We start from the raw sequence: 20,270 nt of genomic DNA on the forward strand, positions 1-20,270 counted from the left end.
AAAGGTTCGCTATCATGTAACTGTTGTGCTTTATTCCAAACCTATATGAAAAACAACCAAGTCATTTTTTCTTCCATACACTGTAAAAAGCCTATAGGACCAGTCATTAACACTCATCCTACAGACTTCATATAGACTTGGATTATTCATTTTTTGTTGCTCAAATCAGCTATTGTTCTTCCTTTATTTCTCTTGCTTTCTCAACAGCGCTCATGGCATCTGTTGAATAAACATCTGCCCCTATGGCTCTAGCATAATTAGATGTTACAGGAGCTCCACCTATGAAAATCTTTACTTTATCTCTAAGACCTTCCTTTGTGAGTAATTGAATTGTTCGCTTCATATTAATCATCGTCGTTGTTAAAAGTGCTGACATAGCCAGTATATCAGGATTATGTTCTATAACAGCATCAGCAAATTGTCTAGGAGATATATTGGTACCAAGGTCTATTACTTCATAGCCTAAACCTCCTAGCATCATTTTTACTAGATTCTTACCAATATCATGAAGATCACCTTCAACTGTGCCTATGACTACCTTCCCAACATATATATTACTGTTTTCATCAATTAGAGGTTTAATGATATCCAGAGCAATATTAAAAGCTCTCGATGCAATTAGAACTTCTGGTACATAAATATCATTTCTTTTAAATTTTGTTCCAATAACATTCATAGCTTCAAGGAGAGTATCGATAATCTCTGTATAATGATGACCTGCATTAAGAGCAGTAATTGTTAGTTCCCGTACCTTTATAGATTGCCCTTTTTGTACATATTCATAAATTCCAGATAATATATCATCCAATAAAATGCCCTCCTATATATAACTCTACTGTTATCTTAGCAATACTTTATAAATCTATCACAAAATAGAATATTAAGTCACAATAATTTTTAGTATTGAAATTTCTAACAAAAGTATTTCAATGTTTTGATGAATCTCATATTCATCTGTAAAACTACTTTTATAGTTAAAATCATTTATAATCTTTCTGAAAACTTTATCATAAATTTAGTACTGTATCAACATAGGGCTACACTTACTAGAGATACATCTTTCGATATTTTCCTGGTGATAACTTCTCATAGTTTTTGAAAACCTTTGTAAAATAACTCTGATCACTAAATCCAACCATAATTGCAATATCACTGATACTATAATGTATATCCAATAAATATTTTTTACTTTCTTCTACTCGAACCATATTTAAATAGTCACAAAACTTCATACTGGTTTCTTTTCTGAAAAAACGACTAAAATATGTGGGACTTAATCCTACATGGCTTGCAATTTCCTCAAGAGAAATACTCGTACTGTAGTTACTATTGATGTATTGTAATGCTTTATTAATAATCTGCACATTATCCACATTATCTTGATCCAATTTAAAGACAAATGCTGTAAATCTTTCAAGAACATCAACAATCCACACACATAACTCCTCTATATCATTAACCTTTGATGCTGTCTCATAAAACTTCACATTATGCTTGATAATATCTTCAAAGTTCCCTCCACCATCTACAGCAGCTCTTGACATAACCACCACTAATTCAATAATGAGTGAAATAACTAGAGATTTATTACCACCATGTTTAAACATAATATAGCCTAAAATCTCATTGAGTATGGCTTTGGCCCCTTGTAAATCTCCAACACGTATCTTCCCACTTAATTGTTTTTCTAGTTCAATAGGATAGGTTTTAAAAGTAACATCTGTACTTTCCTTTATTTCTTGAATATTTTCGTTAATAATTTTCTGTTCTAAATAAAAGGCTTTTTTCTTCTCCAGTGTTTTACCTTGCTCTCCCATGATATCCTTAGTAAGTATGTAAAGTAATTCAGAAAGGTAGTGTACTTGATCAGGTGGTATTAGAGGAATCATTTTATAATTCAATTGTAAGATTCCTCTTAAGGACATAGGTAAATCATAGACTTTAATCAAGTTATCTATTATAAAAGGATCAGAAATATTCATTTGAATAGGACCAGCTATTAAAGCCCCTCTAAAAACTTCACCAATGACAATGGCAGCACTAAAATGTACTAATCCACCAGGGCAGAAAAAAATATAAGATTCACCTAGTTTCTCTGCTTCTTTGCTACCATAAAGGTGAGCACTATTACAAGGACAGTTATCTCCTGTTTCTTTCTTAAAAATATTACAAAAATGATAGGACTCTCCCTCTGATAGGATGGTGTTACCCATATCATCAATAAGGGAACAGTTGATGTTACTTACTTTATGAAAGATTTCTATATGTTTCCTAATATGAGCTAACTCACTCTCACTAAAAGCATTAGACATCCCAATCACCTACATTCCTTCCGATGTTAACGTACACGATTAGCTTCATTATAGTATTTAGTATTGACTCTGTCAATCAAACCCGTTCATTATAACTTTCTATATTAAATATCTTTTTACAAGTTTGATATTTATTCAATATTTATATTAATCTGACCCACTAGGGCTTTTGGCATCTCTTCTTGTATAATTCGAATTAACTTTGTACCTATACTCGATATTAAGACAAGTTGATGATGCTTACCAACATCTTTACTATACTCACTTATCTCTAATTTATCCTGAACAGCATCTAACTTATAGGTTCTATCTCCCATGGTGAGTAAACCTTTAATACGATAACAATGACTTTTAATCCTTTTCAATAGAGTTATTATATCATTGATCTCGATATTTGATTCCTTAACAGTAATTGTAATGGTTCTTGGACGATTACTGGTTGTATTTGACGTTTCACTTGGCTTTTGCATACTCTCAGCTTTAAAACTTAATTGATCAATTGTTATATTTCCATATGTTGTCTCAATTAGATAAGCTTTTTGATTCAATTGATTGATTAACTCCTTTATCTCATTTAATCTGGATGGTTCTACTAAATCTACTTTATTTAAAATAATAATCTGACTGTGCCTTATTTGATTACCAACACTAACCAACATCTCATACTCTTTAAAAAAGTGGAGACAGTCCACCATACAAATGGCTCCAATATAAGTAAAATTGTATCTACATTGCTTCCGTAATAAGTCTACAATGGTTACCATATTAGATGGATCAGCTAATCCTGAACTCTCAATGTAGATACAATCCAGATTTCTTGATATGAGTTCCTTTAATCCCTCTATAAAATGGTCCTTAAGGCAACTGCAGAAAATAGACCCATTCGTCAGTTCGATCATATCCATATCCTGCTCTTCAACCAGAGTGCCATCAATACTCGTTTTGCCAAACTCATTCATAAGAACACCAACTTTATGACTCTGCTGTTCTAATTGCTTCTGAAGAAATGTTGTTTTACCTGAACCTAAAAAACCTGTTATAAGATATATTTTAGTCAATTTACTCACCCTAGCCTTCTACTCTCATTCTTTTTTTATTTCATTGAAAGAACATATGATCAATATAAGCTTTATTGAAGTGAACATCCATGGATAATTCTATATACTTACACATCTGTTGTATCTCTCTAAAGGATTCTTTACTCTTATACTCAAGGATAAATTTCGCACAGCCTCCCAAAGAACTGTTTCCTATAAGTTTCACCTTGTTTTCTAATAATGAGTTGATTAATCCTGATTGAACCGCCTGATGAATATCTAAATTGTTACCAAAGCCACCTGCTAAATAGACATGGTCAATAGCAGTATAGTCTAAACCTGCATGCTTGAGCAATACCTCCACACCTGCTGCAATAGCCGATTTAGCAAGTTGGAATTGTCTAACATCTTCTTGGTAAAGAGCAACATGATTTACTTCATCAGAATAAATCTCAACTTGCTCTTTTACCATTTTACCAGATGGCTCTATTAAATCATGGCTTGCTAACTCACCTATCAAATCTATGAGAGCTGAGCCACAAATACCAGTAGGGCTACAATGACCAATAACATCATACTCAAATTCATTATTCTGTAAACGTATATGATTAATAGCTCCCTCTACACTGGACATACCACATTTAATATTAGCCCCTTCTAGAGCAGGTCCTGCAGCTGTAGAAGCGCAAAGTATGCAATCGTCTACCTTCAGAGCCATCTCTCCATTGGTTCCAATGTCAATAAACAAGATATTCCCCTTTTGGTTCATCAAATTACTATAATAAAAACCAGAGGTAATATCTGAACCAATATAAGCTGATATACTTGGTAAAAGAGTTACTGGACACTCCTTTTGAGTATTCTTAAAAATTTGACTCCATTGATATTGATGAAGCGATAAGTCCATTGTAGTAAAAGGGCTTATGGCTAGTTTATGAGGATTCATATCTAAGAGTAAATACTGCATAGTTGTATTACCGCTAATAACTACATCAACAATATCCTGGTCATGAATGTTATTTTCTTTTACTAAAGAATCAATTCCTTCTAGAATTGCCTTTCTAATAAGACGTCCTTGTACATGGGTATTATCCTCTATCTCAAAGTTGATCCGACTGATGACATCTGCGCCATATGCACCCTGTGGATTAGAGATCTTATAAGAATCTACTTCCCTATAATCCATCAAATCAATGAGAGAAAGTACCAGTGTTGTCGTTCCAATATCAACTGCTACTCCATAAGCTTTTATGGAGCTTGAAGAAATTTTAATAACCTCCAAATCATCCTTAATTAAGAGAAATAACTTCTCTTTTAAATGATTGACTTGTGAAAGCTCCCTTATAGTTTGGAGGTTAAACACATATGCCTTATCTAGTTTCTGGTTTATTAATTGTGTTACACTAGGCTGGATTTCTGGGTCTTCAACTAACCCTTCAATTGACACTACCTGATACTTACTTTTTTTAGGCTTGTTAACATGGTAATCTCCTACAATGTTTGAAGTCTCTTTTTCCTCAGCAATCTCCACTTGAATATCCTTTATAAGATTATGGAAACAAGCTAGTATAACACCCTGTCTTATTTCTTGCTCTGTTAATAGAGCTTTCTCCTCTAAAGATAATACGAGTTGCTCTCCCCCCACTTGTTTAACCTTACACTTACCGCAAGCTTTTTTACCATTACAAAATGCAGGAACCGATAAATCATGGGATCGCAAAGCATCGAGTAGATTGGTTCCTTTATTTACTTGGATTGTCGTTAATAGATCTCCTTGTTTAATATCAACCAATACTTTTCTATAGTGACAATCTTGTGATTGACATTTCCGACAGTCGTGATCAATAATATTATTCGGTAGGTCAGGTGAGGCTCCATAATAAAAACCTAAGGTTTTTTGTGGTGCATACATGTAACCAGTGGATAGGGTAATAGCCGTCTTGTATTCACTATGTATTTCATCAAGAATCTGTTTTTGAAATTCCACAGGAATGTCACCCATACCAGGTTCAAATCGACTCGTCATATGAAGTCCCTCTGCTTTACTCTCACCTTTAATGCGATTATATAGTTTTCTACTTGATTCAAATAGTAAAAAATCACCAATAGTATTTACAATCATACCTTTTACAAAATCATTATGCAGAAAATACTTATTCACCAGGTTATCAAATTCTACCCCTAATGTGACGATACAGTATATCAAATATTGATATACTGTATCGGTATCCATTCTCTTATCAGGCTCTTTCTTGACATAATAACCTGTTATGGTTAAGCTAGAAAAATCCTCTGCAATGATCTCGTCATAGGCTAAACTATAGTCCGCATAACAAGGACTATTCTTATAACACTGCATCATACTTAAAACGGTGCTTTTATTTAGTTTTTGCTGAATACTAACTTTCATTTCATCACCTTTAGTCTCGTTTCTATGACGATATATTTATGTTTAACAATAACTATCAATGACTTCAAACAACTCTTCTTTGCTTGGAATGATAGAGGACCACTTTAACTCACCATTGATATAAATGGCAGGTAAATTAGTTACACCCATCTTTTTGCATCTAGCTATATTAATCTTTTCAGTAAACTTATATTCAATGGTATCGATACGATCACCAAAATGCTCTTTTGCCACGTTGATAGCTTGCATCATATACGTACAAGCTGCACATGAAGCTGAATCCAGTGTAAAAACCTCTATAAATGGCTTATCTAAGCTTGCATAGTCAGGTAATTCCACTTCAATATCTTCACCCTTTGCTTCGTAATTCTTAAGCATTTCACGTACTGATTCAGTTTCTCGAATAGCTTGGCTAATAGCTATTGTATTCTCTTTTGGAACTGCAAAAGGCATGTCACAACCAGGAGAAATAATAAGATTTTCATTAGAAACTGTATCAATCATATCAACAACATACTTCATATTATCTTGTTGTGATCCATGCAACATCAAAGTTGTTAAAGGAATGTTACCACCAATAGTAACCCCATAAGAATCGGTGATCGCTTTAGCTTCTGCCATAACAACATTTTCATCAATTGAGATACTATCTGGCTTAGTCTTACACATAACTTCAATTTGGCGAGTTGCATTACCACAAACAAAGAATGAAGAAAGAGCACCTTTCATTTTTATATGACTAAAGATTGTTGAGAAAGACTCGTGACAAAGTGATGTAAAATGCTCTGGTGAAATTTGTGATACTAACGGATCAACAATAGCAATGACATCCATACCAGCTTCTGTATAGTAATCAACCATCTTTAACACAACTTCAGTACAGAATTCCATAAGTTTTAACACATAAGATTCATCAAGAATCATATCCATGAAAATATTATTACCTCTAATATGTGATGCTAATGTAAAAGGTCCACAGATTAATCCATATAGTGCAGTAGTATCACCAACAGAATCTTTCATTCGTTTCATAACATCTAAAACAAGAGGGATACGACCACTTTCTTTTTTGGGCATTAAGCACTGGCAAGGAATTTTAGCTTCATCTGAACATGGATGAGATTTAACAGATGGTGGACAATCATCAGCCCATACAAGCTCACATCCAAGAATTTCAGCTTCAATTTGTAAATCAAAAATTACTGGCATACCATCAGGTTGGTATAATTTATATGCTTCCATTAACGAGTCAAATAATTTATCAGCGTCTTTAAGTACTTCTTCTGCTGTATAACCTAAGATAGAACCAGCATGAACGCCTACAAAAGGTACCCAAGGTATTCTATCTACAACTTGTTGCTTCATAATTGCTTGTACTCTCTCTTTCCCAGTCATATATAAGTCGCTCCTTTTATGATTTTTTTATTCTTTTTATAACGTTATTGCTTTAATCTTTTTCATAATGTTTTTATTCTATGAGTTGATTCTATAGTTTTGTAGCTTAATTACTTTAAGGTATGTAACTACTTTTAGTTTGTAACAAATTCACGAGCTACTTCTGCTGCTGTCGCTGCATCAGGTGTATAACTATCAGCACCAATCTCTTCAGCGTATTCATTTGTAACTGGTGCTCCACCAATCATGACTTTAACTTGATCTCTAATGCCCTTTTCTTCAAGTGCTTCAACAACAAGTTTCATATTTGGCATAGTTGTTGTTAATAGTGCTGACATAGCAACGATGTCAGGGTTATTCTCTTCAATTGCGGTTATGTATTTATCCGGTGATACATCAACACCTAAGTCAATAACTTCAAGACCTGCACCAACTAGCATCATTTTAACAAGGTTCTTACCAATATCATGTAAGTCACCTTTTACAGTACCTAAAACAACTTTACCTACAGGCTCAATACCTTCATCGGCTAATAATGGCTTGATAACATCTAAACCACCATTCATTGCACGGGCTGCAATAAGTACTTCAGGAACAAACACTTCATTTCTTTTGAACTTTCCACCAATAATACTCATACCATGTAGAAGTCCTTCTAATATCTCAGATGGTCCCATACCTTCTGCTACTGCCTGCTCAGCTAACTTTACTACCTCTGGTAGATTTCCTTGTTGTAGTTTTTCAGACATATTTTCTAATAATGCATTCATTTTATTCACTCCCATAGTTATTGTTTAATTTATCTGTGATAAGTTTAACTTTTTTATTGGTAAATTTATAGCAGGATACTGCTTATTTTTGTACTATTTTATGAAATATGTTTGCCATTATCAATCTTTTTGTTTAAATGAGAACAAGCACCTTTAAAGCAAATATTGCTCTTTAGGTGCTTGTTACAGACAATTAAGCCACAGATTCAATTTTCTTCTTATTGAGTTCTTCTACAATTTCATTATACCGATCATCAGTTAAATCATAGTATTTAAATATTATTACGCTAATAAACATAAGAACTGCAGGGATCAATCCTATTAGAGCTCGAATACCCCATAAAGCTAATGATGACTGAGGAACATTTGGAACATACCCAGTTAGTGTTAAGACTATACCTGGAATAATCCCGCCACCAGCCATACCTAACTTAAATGCAAAGCCAATAATTGCATTAACAAAACCATCAGCCCGAACCCCTGCTTTCCACTCTCCGTATTCAATAGTATCTGGTACAAAAGCCCAAATAACTGTTCCAAAAGGAGCTGCTGATAAACCTGTAAGGAAGCTTAAGACTATAAATAAGGTTGCATTTGGTGGAATAATGAATTTAACAAACATGAGTATCCCTTGTAGAGCACAACATGCTATCATAATTTTCTTTTTACCAAACTTTTTAATCAGCGGTAATACTAAAGGCTGACCTAAAATAATTGGTACCATAGCCATTAGAGACACTATCATGTACAAGTCCATACGATTTAAATAATAATCCAAATAATAAAGTCCAACAGCACCTGTTATTGAGTTCACAGCAAAGGTAAGTATAAAAATTATGATGAGAATCATTAGAGGTTTATTCTTTTTAACCATAATCATACTTTCTTTAAACTTAGGAGCCTCCTCTTCATTACAAGCTACTATAATTTCTCTTGATGTAAAGAATGTTGTTAACATTAATAATGTTGCTAATATACTTAACATTCCAATTGTAATTCTATAACCAACAACGAGATCACCATTACCTATTGTTTCAGTAAGTGGTATAACTAATATAACAATTAGTAGTGTAGCAAATAATGCACCTAATGAACGGAAAAAAGTGAGCTTTTCACGTGCCTTTAGATCTTGTGTCATTGCAGATGTTAAAGCTCCGTAAGGTACACCTATAACAGTATAGATCATACCAAATCCTATATAAGTAACATAAGCATACACTAGCTTGCCAACTCGGCTCATATCTGGCGTATTAAAACAAAGAAAAGCAAATAGCCCCATAGGAATTGCTCCAAATAATATGTAAGGTCTAAATTTACCCCATCGTGATTTCGTCTTATCAACGATTACACCCATAATTGGATCATTAACTGCATCCCAAGCACGTGCTACAAAGAACATGGTCCCTGCTGAGGCTGCTGTAATACCGAATACATCTGTATAGAATTTTAATAAGTAAAAACTCATTAGTCCATATACAATGTTCATGGCTACACTACCTGTTCCATAGCCAATGTGACTCATCATTCCTAATTTACCTTGTTCTACTTTGATAGTAACCCCTCCAATTGTACTTAATTCTAAATTTTCTTGTTATTGTGTTTGTCAACTTTGTGTACTAACCTCATTATATTATGATGAATTTATGCAGTCAACTCGCCCTAACCTTTCAACTTATTCATACAAGTTGTTTTTGCTTAGTTTTGTAAAAAACTAATCACCATCTAAATGACTGAAGTTTATTATTATCTCTCCTACATTTTTATATCTATTGCTATTAGAATAGATATATCTCTTTTTAAGCTCATTTATCTTTATCAGCCATTTGTAAATTATTAACCACTTTAAAAAGTCCTAAAAGAAAAAAAAGGAACCCTTAAGGGTCCCAGATAGTTTAAAATGCATTATTAAAATACTTGTCTAAACAGTTACTTATTGTATCTTCCATAGGTTTTACCAACTTCAATTATTGCCTCAGCTTTCTTAAAATCTAGGCTTGATGGATATTCACAACCTGTAGCCAAGATAAAGCCACCATCATTTGCAAATAAATCAATATCCCGTTTAGCTTGTTCAATAACAGTATCTACGGAACCAGTCATAACTATACCTGGGTCGATGCATCCAATCAAGGTTGTTTGATGACCGTATTTTTCTTTACATTCTTTCATGTCCTTACAATCATCAGGTACATGTAAGAAAGAAATAGCTTCTGGTTGCATACGCTTAATCTGAACATCAAAATAGATTCCATTACCACAGTTATGAATCATCACCATACAACCTCGCTGGTGAACGTGATTGGCTAATTCTTCTACATAGGGTCCTTCGAATTCATCCCACATTTCTTTACTTAATATTGATTGTGAAGCATAGAGTGTATCATACATTATGGCATGAACACCTGTATCCATCATCAGATCAGCATAATCCATTAATGTTTTATTGATAGCTGCTAAAGCTTCTTTAACTTCTTCCGGGTGCATAATTAAATCCATAAATAATTCTTGTTGACCTCTTAGCATACTTAAAACTCCTAACGGTCCAAAAGCAAATGCCACTATAGGGGTCTCATGTCCCTTTGCCTCCATCAAGAGCTTACATAACTTAATATGCTCCATCATACGCTTCCCAGTTTCAACATTAATAGGTTTAATTTTTTTATAGTCTTCGGAAGATTGAATATAGCGGAAATCTTTATCTGGAAAAGCTGCTTCCTCTTTATCGTATATGATTTTGGCACCAAAGTCAGCTGCCTCTATGGATAAATCAGTAAGTGTACAAATAACATCTAAATCATATTCTTCTGTTAACTTAATATATGCTTCAGCACAAATCTCAGCATCCAAAGCTAACTGATCATATGTCGCTCCTATTAGTTTTCTTGCTACACTATTAAGCAAAGGATATATAGGTACTCGGTCTGCTTCTTTATGTTGTAAGGCTAATGATACTCTCTCCAATGAATTCATTGTATCCCTCCATGTTCTTTGTAAATCATTATTGACACTATTATAAAAGAACATAAAGATGAATTATTGTATAAAATTAATATTTCATGTATAGATTTAATGATGTTGATTTTTATATTCTCTAGGACTCATGTTCATCACTTGTTTAAAATGTCTTGAATAATGACTTTGATCACTAAACCCAACTAAGTACGCAATCTCTGATTGAGGTATCCCCTCTTCTAATAAATCTAAACTTTTTTCAATCCTAACCTTATTGAGATGTTTATTAAAAGAATAGCCTGTTTCTTCTTTAAATATCTTACAAAAATATGGTGGTGTAAAATGAACATGTTCAGCTATATCATTTAATGTCAATTTATTCATGTAATTGGTTTGAATATAATGCATAGCTTTATGAATGGCATGCGTATGTTTTGCCTGACTTAAGCCAATCATATTACTTGTTAGTTTACTTTGAATATTTCTAAAAGTACTATCTGATACTTGCTCAGCTAGTATCTGCAATAATTGAGATAAGGCTAATACCTTTTTAGTATCCTGTATTTTTATTTTGGAAAAAGATAGCTTAATTTCTTCCATATCGAGTTGGTACTTTAATAAGTTTGTATAAAGATAATCATCAGGGGGTGTCATTAATACATGCCCCCCAAGAATAGCTCCTACCATCTCTTGCTGAATGATTATTGGACTGGCAAAATGAACTAGACCGATGGGGCAAAAGAAAATATAACTGCCTCCAAAGAGTTCAGCTTGATAAGCACCAAAGAGATGTGATTCCTCACACCTCTTCCTGTCAATACAATCACAAACCTTACATCTGTTATTTTGATCAAAACTTGCATATAAAGTCTTGCCACACTTATCAATAAGTCGACCTTCCAAACCTGTAGAAGTTGAAAAGATATTAATTTTTTCTATAGCATCATCAATGATATCTTTTTTCATAACCATCACCTAATTCATTATGATAGTTCTATTATATCAATGACATCTGCTCCATACTATGACTATATAGTCATAAATGGTAATATTATGTCCATTCTAACGAAGCAACTATAAAATAATTACTTTCAATTTAAGGATTTACGATTAAATCCTATTATTTAATAGCGCCTCCATGAAAAATACATTCATAAACTTTCATATCATTATAAAATATTTCTTCATAGCCATTAAACCATTGGAATTCTCCATTAATGACACAGTGATATTTATAATCACCGTTTTGATGTACTAAAGGTCCACGATATGGATATTCTTTTGGTACTAACAACAAACATTCTTTAAGAAAATCACCTGAAAAACCATCTGCTAAAATCCGTCCAATATAGTTCATAGACCAAAAAGGTAAATCATCACACCAAAGCGCTTCTTCTCCAGCAAATTTCTCTCCTCCTAAATAGGTGTCAATGTATTTAAGATTGTTTTTCACATATTGCAAATCATGTGAATGAGGTCTCGTTGAAGTTATCTCAGCTCCTTTACCAGCATAAGTAACTCTTTTAGCATGGCATAAGAAATCTATTACATCATCCTTGATATAATCCTGCTGCTCTATATAATCATAGGAACAATTTTGATCATCCTCTTTAACAAGCTTATCAATACTTACTCTAAAAAGACCACTTAGAGCAATTAAATTATTCATGTCAGGGAATGACTGACCTGCTTCCCATTTGGCTACGGCTTGTCTTGAAATCCCTATTGCCTCAGCCAACTTTTCCTGAGACATTATTTTTTGTTTTCTTAATAATTGTAATTGATCTTGAAATTTCATCTCCATCACCTCTATTAAGAGTATACAAGAAAGAAAGCCCCATTTCTACCAACCATCCTTAACAAACATGCCAACTTTCAGTTGCTTTATGTCATAACCGTAGTAATTAGACTTACTGAAAATTGGGCAACCAGTACGGCTACCCAGTATAGTTTTTATACTATTTATAGTATGGAAAACAGGTGACTCTTAACTTTGTCGCAGCATAAGGAACTAATTCTATGGTTTCCTCACCTGTCTCCAACTCTACAGGTGATATCGGAACTTCCTGAGCTGAATATCGTTCCATTTTCCAAGACTCTAGCTTTTTTGCTTTAGCGTAGATTTTTACAGGGGTATTAACTTTATCATAAGGTTGATATGGCATATCATCTTCTTTTACAAGTAATTCTTCTAAACAGCATTGCTTTAGAGCATAATTCCAATCCGTTGTAGGATAAACTTCCCAATCAGCAAAAGGTTCAGTCCGACCATACTTTTTCCATTCCTCTCCAATATTTAATGAAAACAATAGCGAACCTCTCTCTAAAGCAATGGATTGATTATGCCAATTCGTGACTCTTACTTCCATTGGAAGGTGTAACACAATCTTCTCTTTCCCATCAAAAGTCTCTTCTACGATAAAATACTCTCCAGCAATGCATTGGTGTTCTCTCCCTTTATATGTAACAGTTGCGCCATGAGCCCAGTGCGGGATACGTAGTTTTAAAGGGAATACAACCGCTTTATTAGAGTTGATATTGAAAGTAATATGATCATTGAAAGGGTAATTTGTTTCTTCTGTAATTGTTACTTCTACTCCTTGTACAAGGGTTTTCACTACGCAAGGTCCGTAGGTAATAGCGACCAGACCATGATCTTCAGTTTTCATCCACATATTCTTAACAAACTTTGGTAATCCTTGATGCATATTAGCCGTACAACATCCAAAGTAAGGTTCCAACCCAAAAGTATTGGCTTCATCATAATTATTATAAAAGATGCGCCTATGAACAGAAGAAAGTACTTGATTCGGTTGTTGATCATATTGATGAGCAGTCATATCTTTATTCATAGTTGCTGGTATGGCATTATAGGCTAACTTTTCTAGACGGTCTGCATAAGACACATCCGTAAAAGTTCTCACCATGGTGGCCAGAGAAAACATAAACTCTGTGACAGAACAAAACTCTGTCCCTTGAGAAGGATTCGTTCCCATTAAATGCTCATCACCCGACCACATACCATGTGCAAGCCCATGATATTTCATGATAGAATCTATTCCTCGCTGAGTAGCTCTGTAATAGTATTCATCTCCAGTTATTTGATATATTAATGGCGCCAACTTAAAACCCATAGCTATATTAACAGTATGAGTAGTAAACTCACTCATCAACTCATACTTTTTCCAAAATTCATCTTTAACAATGAGATCCCATGGATAATAATAGCTGGTAGGACGAACATGGGGAAAATTATAGAAGTGTTCATCCCATGGATAAGACTGTCTATATAATATCTCAACTAGATCTAATAAATAAGATTCTTTCGTCTCCCCGTAAAGCCATAATACTACATAAATATTATCACAAGCTCTGGTTCTCCCCCATCCTTCTAATGGTCTTTTGGGTAAATGAGCTATCTGGTAACGAAAATACCCCTCCATAAAGGGAATGACTCGCTTATCCCTTGTTACCTCATAGTACTGTTTTAAGACCTTTAACATGACCATTCTTGGCCACCAGTCATTATTCTTTTCAGGTCCAAACCATCCTTCACCGGTTTGACTATTCAAAGTCCATTCAATCCATTTCTTTGTTTTATCAATGAGCTTGTCATCACCTAATAAATAGGCTAAAGGTAACATCCCATCTAAATAATAGGGTGCCCTTTCCCAAGAATGACCGTTTCCACCAAGCCATCCGTTGTATATACCCACTGATTCCCATATCTCTTCTAAATGACCTGTCAAACCATTGGCTTGTATTTCTAACTGATTTCTTAACCATCCCTTAGGTAGAATTGCACCTAAGGGTAATTCTTTAAAAGGTGTTTCTCTATAATTTATCTCACTCATATCCTTCATGATTTTTCACATCCATTACATCTATTCAATATTAATTAGTGTCGATTAGTAATTGCTACTCTCTTTGCTATATAGCTTGATAGCCCCTAAATAAAACTCACAATAACTACTTATATGAGGTCCTATCTCAAAAGATAGTTTGTCTATGCTATTCATATTAAACCCTGATTCAGCTTTTTTCTTCCAAGTATCATCTCCATTAAGAGGTATGTCAAGGTACATCCAATTATTTTTATACTCATTTACTGCTATACCATACATATTGAGGTATGCTATTTCCGGTATGTAGGAACATCTTTTCCCTTGGTCATCGGTCAATATAATAACAGGTCTCTTACTCAATCCATCTAAATCTGCTGACTCAACAGAGTAATTTAGCAAAAAACATAGATGGCTCTTAGTTTGAAAATCTCTTAATTCATTAGCTTGAAGTTGATAAGTTAAAATATGGCATATACCTTCCATAGCTTTAACTCCAACTACCATTCCATCCATCACTTGAGTTACTTCTTGAAGCAACATTTTAGTTTCTTCTCTATCAGAATGAAGGGTCCATTGCTTAAGTACAGAGGTTCCTCCTATACTTGTTGAATCAGGTGTGACATAAATATTTAAATAGGACATATTCGCTTTCTCACCATCATCCACTGTCAGACCAACTCTATATAACCCAGACTCTTTGAAAATTTTGGATACTTTATATTCATTACTAATTGTCCCATCCCCAAAATCCCATCTTACATGCATTTCCTCATTATTAAAAACCTTAGATTTGGAGGCATCAAATGTATAGACCTTATTAGTAATAAAGCTTTCAGAATTAACATTCAAAACACATGAAGGTCTCTCGTAGTCACCTCCTGGCAAATACTGAACATCTGATACATGCTCATCTATGTAAATATCTTGACCATCGTTATGGATAAAGTCATTCTTCACAAAAGTAACCCATTTAGCATTCTTTACATAAACGCCATGTCCTTTATAATTATCACTTGATTGATTACATTCAAATGTATTATTCTCAATAATCCAATGATAGGATGGGTAATCTTCTTTATAACGAATGGCAAGCCCTGGTCCAGTATTATGGTGTATATGATTATTCATAACTTTAAAATGACTTCCTGAACCGTTGACTACAGCAATCCCACAATTCCCAAATTCTTCTGGTGCGTTATGAAAATTACCACCGTTGTAGGCAACTTCATTACCGATTAGAACTGTCTGGTCCGAATTACCCAACCAAAAACCGTAACTGGAGTGATTAGCCTTGTTATTAACATAAGTATTATTGTCAGACCAAGCCTCAATAGCATTGTTATTGGCAAAGCTCATATCATTTCCTTCAATCCTGTTGCCTGTTGACATCCATCCATTCAAGGACCGAATAAAAAAGCCGTCACCACCATATGTCATATTATTTTTTCTAAAGACATTATCGTTAGAACCTGACTCGACAAGTACGCAAGCTGAGTCTCTAGCATGAACTTCACCAGGTGATTTTCTTAATCCCCAACTAAAATTATTATCTTCGATGATATTGTTACAAGCATGCCATAGTTTCAGTCCTGTATTTGAAGTATGTGAAAAATTATTCTGTCTTATCTGGTTGTTATTGGAATGCGCTAAGACCAAAGCGTCCCAGACATCTGTAGCTATATTGTCACTGATGGTACAATGATGGCAATGTAAAAGATGCATAGCTCCCCTTATAGGGTGATTCTCCCATCCCCAATCCATGTTGTGATAATTATAGGAAAAATCATTGTGCTGGATCTGCCACTGAGTGCAATCTTCTAGTTTTAACCCTTGAAGAAATCCTTTTGCATGCATATTTTTTAGGGTTACACCAGCTGTCCCTTTAGATTGTAAAGCTATACCATAATAGCCTCTACTCTCAGCATCACATTCACTATCACCATATGTAAACTCTGTAAATAATCCTTCACTGTTTTTATTACCTTGAGGTTGCCCATTGATAAAAACCGCATCATTAGCATCGATGGTAATATTGTCTGCTTCTACTGTTATGCCCGGCTGCATATAGAAATCATAAACGCCTGGATAAAACTGAACATCTTCTTTTATAATAAGACCTGGGTAAGGTTTGATCATCTTCAATGAACTTCTCTCCTCTCTAATCAAGTTAATCTATCTAACCTTTCATTCCTGAAAGAGCTATTCCTTCAATAAAATATTTCTGAGCAAAGAAGAAAATAATGATTACAGGTAAAATAACCATTGTAGATGCAGCCATTAGCATATCCCAAGATGCATAATAGTTATTTTTGAAAGTACTTAACCCAACTGAAAGTGTATATTGATCTTCCTTTAAGTAAAGAATTGGTCCCAAGAAATCATTCCATGTACCTAAAAAGGTATTAATGCCCACTACGATCAAAGCTGGCTTGGATAATGGCACAATAATTTTTTTATAGACATAGAAAGGTGTAGCTCCATCGATATAAGCTGCTTCTTCCAATGCCACGGGCATTGTTGAAAAAAATTGACGTAATAGAAATATGCTAAAGGCACCACTACTAAGTGCCGTCCCTCCACCTAACCAAGCTGGTACCATGAGAGGCAGTCTGGAACCAACCAATCCTAAGTCACTCCATGTTACATAAAGAGGAATCATCGTTACTGTAAAGGGTAACATCATGGTTGATAATAATATGTAGAATAAAATCTTCTTACCTGGAAAAGGTAATCTTGCAAAGGCAAAACCTGCTAAAGATGCCGTAAAGGTAACGCCAATAACAGCATTAATCACAAGAATGGATGTATTCAAGAAATACTTGGCAAAAGGTGCTGCCTTTAAAGCATTGGTATAGTTCTCCCATGCAAAAGGCTTTGGAATCCATTCTATAGGTGATTTGAATATCTGTAATGTAGTCATCAACGAACTACGAACTAACCATACAAATGGAATAACCATGAGTATACTGGAACCAATTAATATGAAATAAAGTAATATTCTCTTTAATCTTTTAGCTTTCATAGTTCCCTCCCATTTTAATCTTTATATACCCACATTTTTGAGTTCTTAAAAGTAATCGCTGTCAATATAAGAATGATCATAAATAAGATCCATGCTAAAGCTGAAGCATATCCCATTCGTCCAAATTCAAATGCTTCTTGGTATAAGTAGTAATTAAAGAAATAGGTTGCATAGTTTGGTCCACCTTCTGTCATAACGTAAGCCTGTGAAAAGGCTTGTAAGCTCCATATAATCAACATAACTAAATTAAAGAATATAATAGGAGTCATCAGCGGAATCGTTACATACCATAATTTCTTCAAAGCACTTCCACCATCGATCTCGCAGGCTTCATATAAAGTTGGAGGTATCCCCTGTAACCCGGCTAAAAAGATAATCATGGTACCTCCAAACTCCCATGCCCGCATAAGTACTAAGGAAGGTACAGCCGACTTGGCACTGAATATCCACATGGATGTTGGTAAATGTAAGAATTCTAAGATGGTATTAAGTACACCAAAGTTAGGATTAAACAACCACATCCAAAGCACTGCATTAGCGATTGCTGGAACAATGGTAGGGATATAAAAAATTGTTCTAAAGAAAGGTAAACCCTTTACCTTTTGATTCAATAAGATCGCAATAAAAAAAGATAGTATAATAACAACTGGTACACTTAATAAAGCGTATTTAAAGGTGGCTATCATAGACTTCCAAAATAGTGGATCATTAGTAAGTAACTCTTTATAATTATCCAGTTTGATAAAGTTAACTGAATGTCCAATCTGCTTATCTGTAAAACTATAATAAAGGGATAATATCATTGGATAGATGGTTAATCCTACTAGACCTATTACTGTAGGTAAAACAAATAGAAGTCCTGCATTTCGTTTACGCCTATCCAACTGGCTTAATTTACGTTTAGCCATAGGAATCCTCCTTTTTTCTTATTTTAAGCAAATACAACTTAAAGGGTACCATAGCCATGATACCCTTTATTGTATCTTAATTATCTATGCGTTCCTTGAAGTAATGGCTCCATTGCCTTTTCAGCGTTGTCTAATACTGATTGAACATTCTTCTCTGAATCATCTTTTATGTCTACAAATTCATTCCAGATATTATCAATATGCGCATTCATCTCACGCTCAAGCTCTCCCCAATTCTTCAAACGGTAAACTGGAGCAGATATGGAATCCTCTAAAGTTAAAGTAGTGTATACATTAAGGTTCTCTAAATCATGATACTCATCGTTTAACCATTTGTTTCTGCCCTCTTCAGTTGTATAGTAATCTTTCTGTAGGGGCATCCACAAACCATCTCTGAACATGGATACATACTCAGGATTATTATGATATTCATAGAATTCTACTATAGCTTCTAATTCTTCTTTTGTACGACCTTCTTTATTAAAGATAACCGTTGGATCACCAAGTTCTACAGTATAAGCTTTTCCTGTTGGATCAAATGTAGGTAGTGGTGCAACACCAATATCAACTCCGGTATCACCAAAACCTGAGTGAGCCCAATAACCACTTACAGTCATAGCAATAGTCTTTGTTTGGAACATAGTAGCAGTATTCATTCCTAATGCTTCAGAAACGTCTGCAGTAGGCGCTAACCTATCATCATATATGTACTGGCGTAACTCTTCAATAACTTCAACAACTCGTGGATCATTGATAGTTACATCTGTTCCATCTTCATTGATAAAATCAACACCATTACTTAAAATTAATGGATAATAGTACATCCACCAAGTTGAATATTTCATAGCATATTGCTTAATATTCTCTTTATCAAAATCAGATGAATGAGCATTGTTACCATTTACATCTACTGTGAGAGTTTTGGATATATCAACAAATTCATCCCAAGTCCATGTGGTTTTGCCATCATAAATTGGCAGGTCAATACCGTTTTCTTTAAATAAATCTTTGTTATAGTACACCATAATCGTCTCACCACCAGTATTGGTACCAAATGTCTTTCCTTCTTCCCACCAGTAGTAAGTACTACTAATTCGATTTCCAAGTGTTGGGTATTGATCAAAGTACTGAGCGATATCAAGTACATGGCCTTCTTCTGCCCAAGAAAAAGCTAACGCCGCACTACAATAACCCACATCTGGAAGTGTACCTGCCTCCATCTGAGCTTGAATCCAAGATTCATACTCACCAGGTTTGGCAATGACTTCTACTTCAACATTAGGATGATCTGCTTCATATGCTTCCACCATAGCATCTAATTGACCAGCTACTTCTCCTGAATCAAAATGTGCAAAAGAAAACTTAATTTTATCCTTTTCATCTACTTTAGCAACCTTTTCTTCTCCGCCCTTTGGTGAGTCGGTATCTACAGTCTCTGTTCCTGTGCAACCTACTGAAACTAATAGAATAATAGCTAATATAATTGATAACCTCTTCATATTTCCTCCCCTCGCTTGTCATTTAGACAAACCTCTCCTTCATAATTAATAAAGCTCAGCATGTCTAGTACTATAACAAAAGAAATATAATGAAAATAACTTGAATATTCTGCCAACTAA

At 34.3% G+C, this 20,270-nt stretch carries 15 protein-coding genes; all 15 read right to left on the minus strand.

The features are described from left to right. Nucleotides 1-169: 169 nt before the first annotated feature. The 15 genes from C1Y58_RS07300 to C1Y58_RS07370 all read right to left on the minus strand — a co-directional run bounded on the left by C1Y58_RS07300 (nucleotide 170) and on the right by C1Y58_RS07370 (nucleotide 20,150). Nucleotides 170-808, minus strand: a complete 639-nt coding sequence (locus tag C1Y58_RS07300) for a cobalamin B12-binding domain-containing protein (protein ID WP_105615354.1) — start codon at nucleotides 806-808, stop codon at nucleotides 170-172. Nucleotides 809-1,046: 238 nt separating this feature from the next. Then, complete coding sequence (locus C1Y58_RS07305; RefSeq protein ID WP_105615355.1) at nucleotides 1,047-2,312, minus strand: AraC family transcriptional regulator; 1,266 nt, start codon at nucleotides 2,310-2,312, stop codon at nucleotides 1,047-1,049. A gap of 131 nt (nucleotides 2,313-2,443) precedes the next feature. Further along, nucleotides 2,444-3,379, minus strand: coding sequence for a GTP-binding protein (locus tag C1Y58_RS07310; RefSeq protein WP_105615356.1), 936 nt, complete (start codon nucleotides 3,377-3,379; stop codon nucleotides 2,444-2,446). A 31-nt stretch (nucleotides 3,380-3,410) separates the two neighbouring features. Next, nucleotides 3,411-5,759 carry an ASKHA domain-containing protein gene (locus C1Y58_RS07315; RefSeq protein ID WP_105615357.1) on the minus strand — a complete coding sequence of 783 codons (2,349 nt, stop codon included), beginning with the start codon at nucleotides 5,757-5,759 and terminating at the stop codon, nucleotides 3,411-3,413. Between the two features lie 42 nt (nucleotides 5,760-5,801). Then, complete coding sequence (locus C1Y58_RS07320; RefSeq protein ID WP_105615358.1) at nucleotides 5,802-7,154, minus strand: uroporphyrinogen decarboxylase family protein; 1,353 nt, start codon at nucleotides 7,152-7,154, stop codon at nucleotides 5,802-5,804. A 134-nt stretch (nucleotides 7,155-7,288) separates the two neighbouring features. Beyond that, nucleotides 7,289-7,924, minus strand: coding sequence for a corrinoid protein (locus C1Y58_RS07325; RefSeq protein ID WP_105615359.1), 636 nt, complete (start codon nucleotides 7,922-7,924; stop codon nucleotides 7,289-7,291). A gap of 193 nt (nucleotides 7,925-8,117) precedes the next feature. After that, nucleotides 8,118-9,449 carry a glycoside-pentoside-hexuronide (GPH):cation symporter gene (locus tag C1Y58_RS07330; protein WP_105615360.1) on the minus strand — a complete coding sequence of 444 codons (1,332 nt, stop codon included), beginning with the start codon at nucleotides 9,447-9,449 and terminating at the stop codon, nucleotides 8,118-8,120. 401 nt (nucleotides 9,450-9,850) lie between these two features. Next, nucleotides 9,851-10,894, minus strand: a complete 1,044-nt coding sequence (locus tag C1Y58_RS07335) for a uroporphyrinogen decarboxylase family protein (protein ID WP_105615361.1) — start codon at nucleotides 10,892-10,894, stop codon at nucleotides 9,851-9,853. A gap of 96 nt (nucleotides 10,895-10,990) precedes the next feature. Continuing rightward, the gene (locus C1Y58_RS07340) at nucleotides 10,991-11,842 is read right to left on the minus strand and encodes a PocR ligand-binding domain-containing protein (protein WP_170311547.1); all 852 of its coding nucleotides are present in this window, start codon (nucleotides 11,840-11,842) and stop codon (nucleotides 10,991-10,993) included. 154 nt (nucleotides 11,843-11,996) lie between these two features. Beyond that, nucleotides 11,997-12,674, minus strand: a complete 678-nt coding sequence (locus tag C1Y58_RS07345) for a DUF5680 domain-containing protein (protein ID WP_105615363.1) — start codon at nucleotides 12,672-12,674, stop codon at nucleotides 11,997-11,999. 160 nt (nucleotides 12,675-12,834) lie between these two features. Further along, complete coding sequence (locus tag C1Y58_RS07350; RefSeq protein ID WP_105615364.1) at nucleotides 12,835-14,739, minus strand: beta-L-arabinofuranosidase domain-containing protein; 1,905 nt, start codon at nucleotides 14,737-14,739, stop codon at nucleotides 12,835-12,837. 45 nt (nucleotides 14,740-14,784) lie between these two features. Then, nucleotides 14,785-16,857, minus strand: coding sequence for a right-handed parallel beta-helix repeat-containing protein (locus C1Y58_RS07355; RefSeq protein WP_242985371.1), 2,073 nt, complete (start codon nucleotides 16,855-16,857; stop codon nucleotides 14,785-14,787). A gap of 40 nt (nucleotides 16,858-16,897) precedes the next feature. Further along, the gene (locus C1Y58_RS07360; protein ID WP_105615366.1) at nucleotides 16,898-17,743 is read right to left on the minus strand and encodes a carbohydrate ABC transporter permease; all 846 of its coding nucleotides are present in this window, start codon (nucleotides 17,741-17,743) and stop codon (nucleotides 16,898-16,900) included. A 14-nt stretch (nucleotides 17,744-17,757) separates the two neighbouring features. Continuing rightward, on the minus strand, nucleotides 17,758-18,651 hold the full coding sequence (locus tag C1Y58_RS07365) for a carbohydrate ABC transporter permease (protein WP_105615367.1): 894 nt from the start codon (nucleotides 18,649-18,651) through the stop codon (nucleotides 17,758-17,760). Between the two features lie 80 nt (nucleotides 18,652-18,731). Next, nucleotides 18,732-20,150, minus strand: coding sequence for an ABC transporter substrate-binding protein (locus C1Y58_RS07370; RefSeq protein ID WP_105615368.1), 1,419 nt, complete (start codon nucleotides 20,148-20,150; stop codon nucleotides 18,732-18,734). Nucleotides 20,151-20,270 lie beyond the last annotated feature (120 nt).

It is taken from the genome of Vallitalea okinawensis (assembly GCF_002964605.1).
GTDB classification, from domain to species: domain Bacteria; phylum Bacillota; class Clostridia; order Lachnospirales; family PQDH01; genus Vallitalea_A; species Vallitalea_A okinawensis.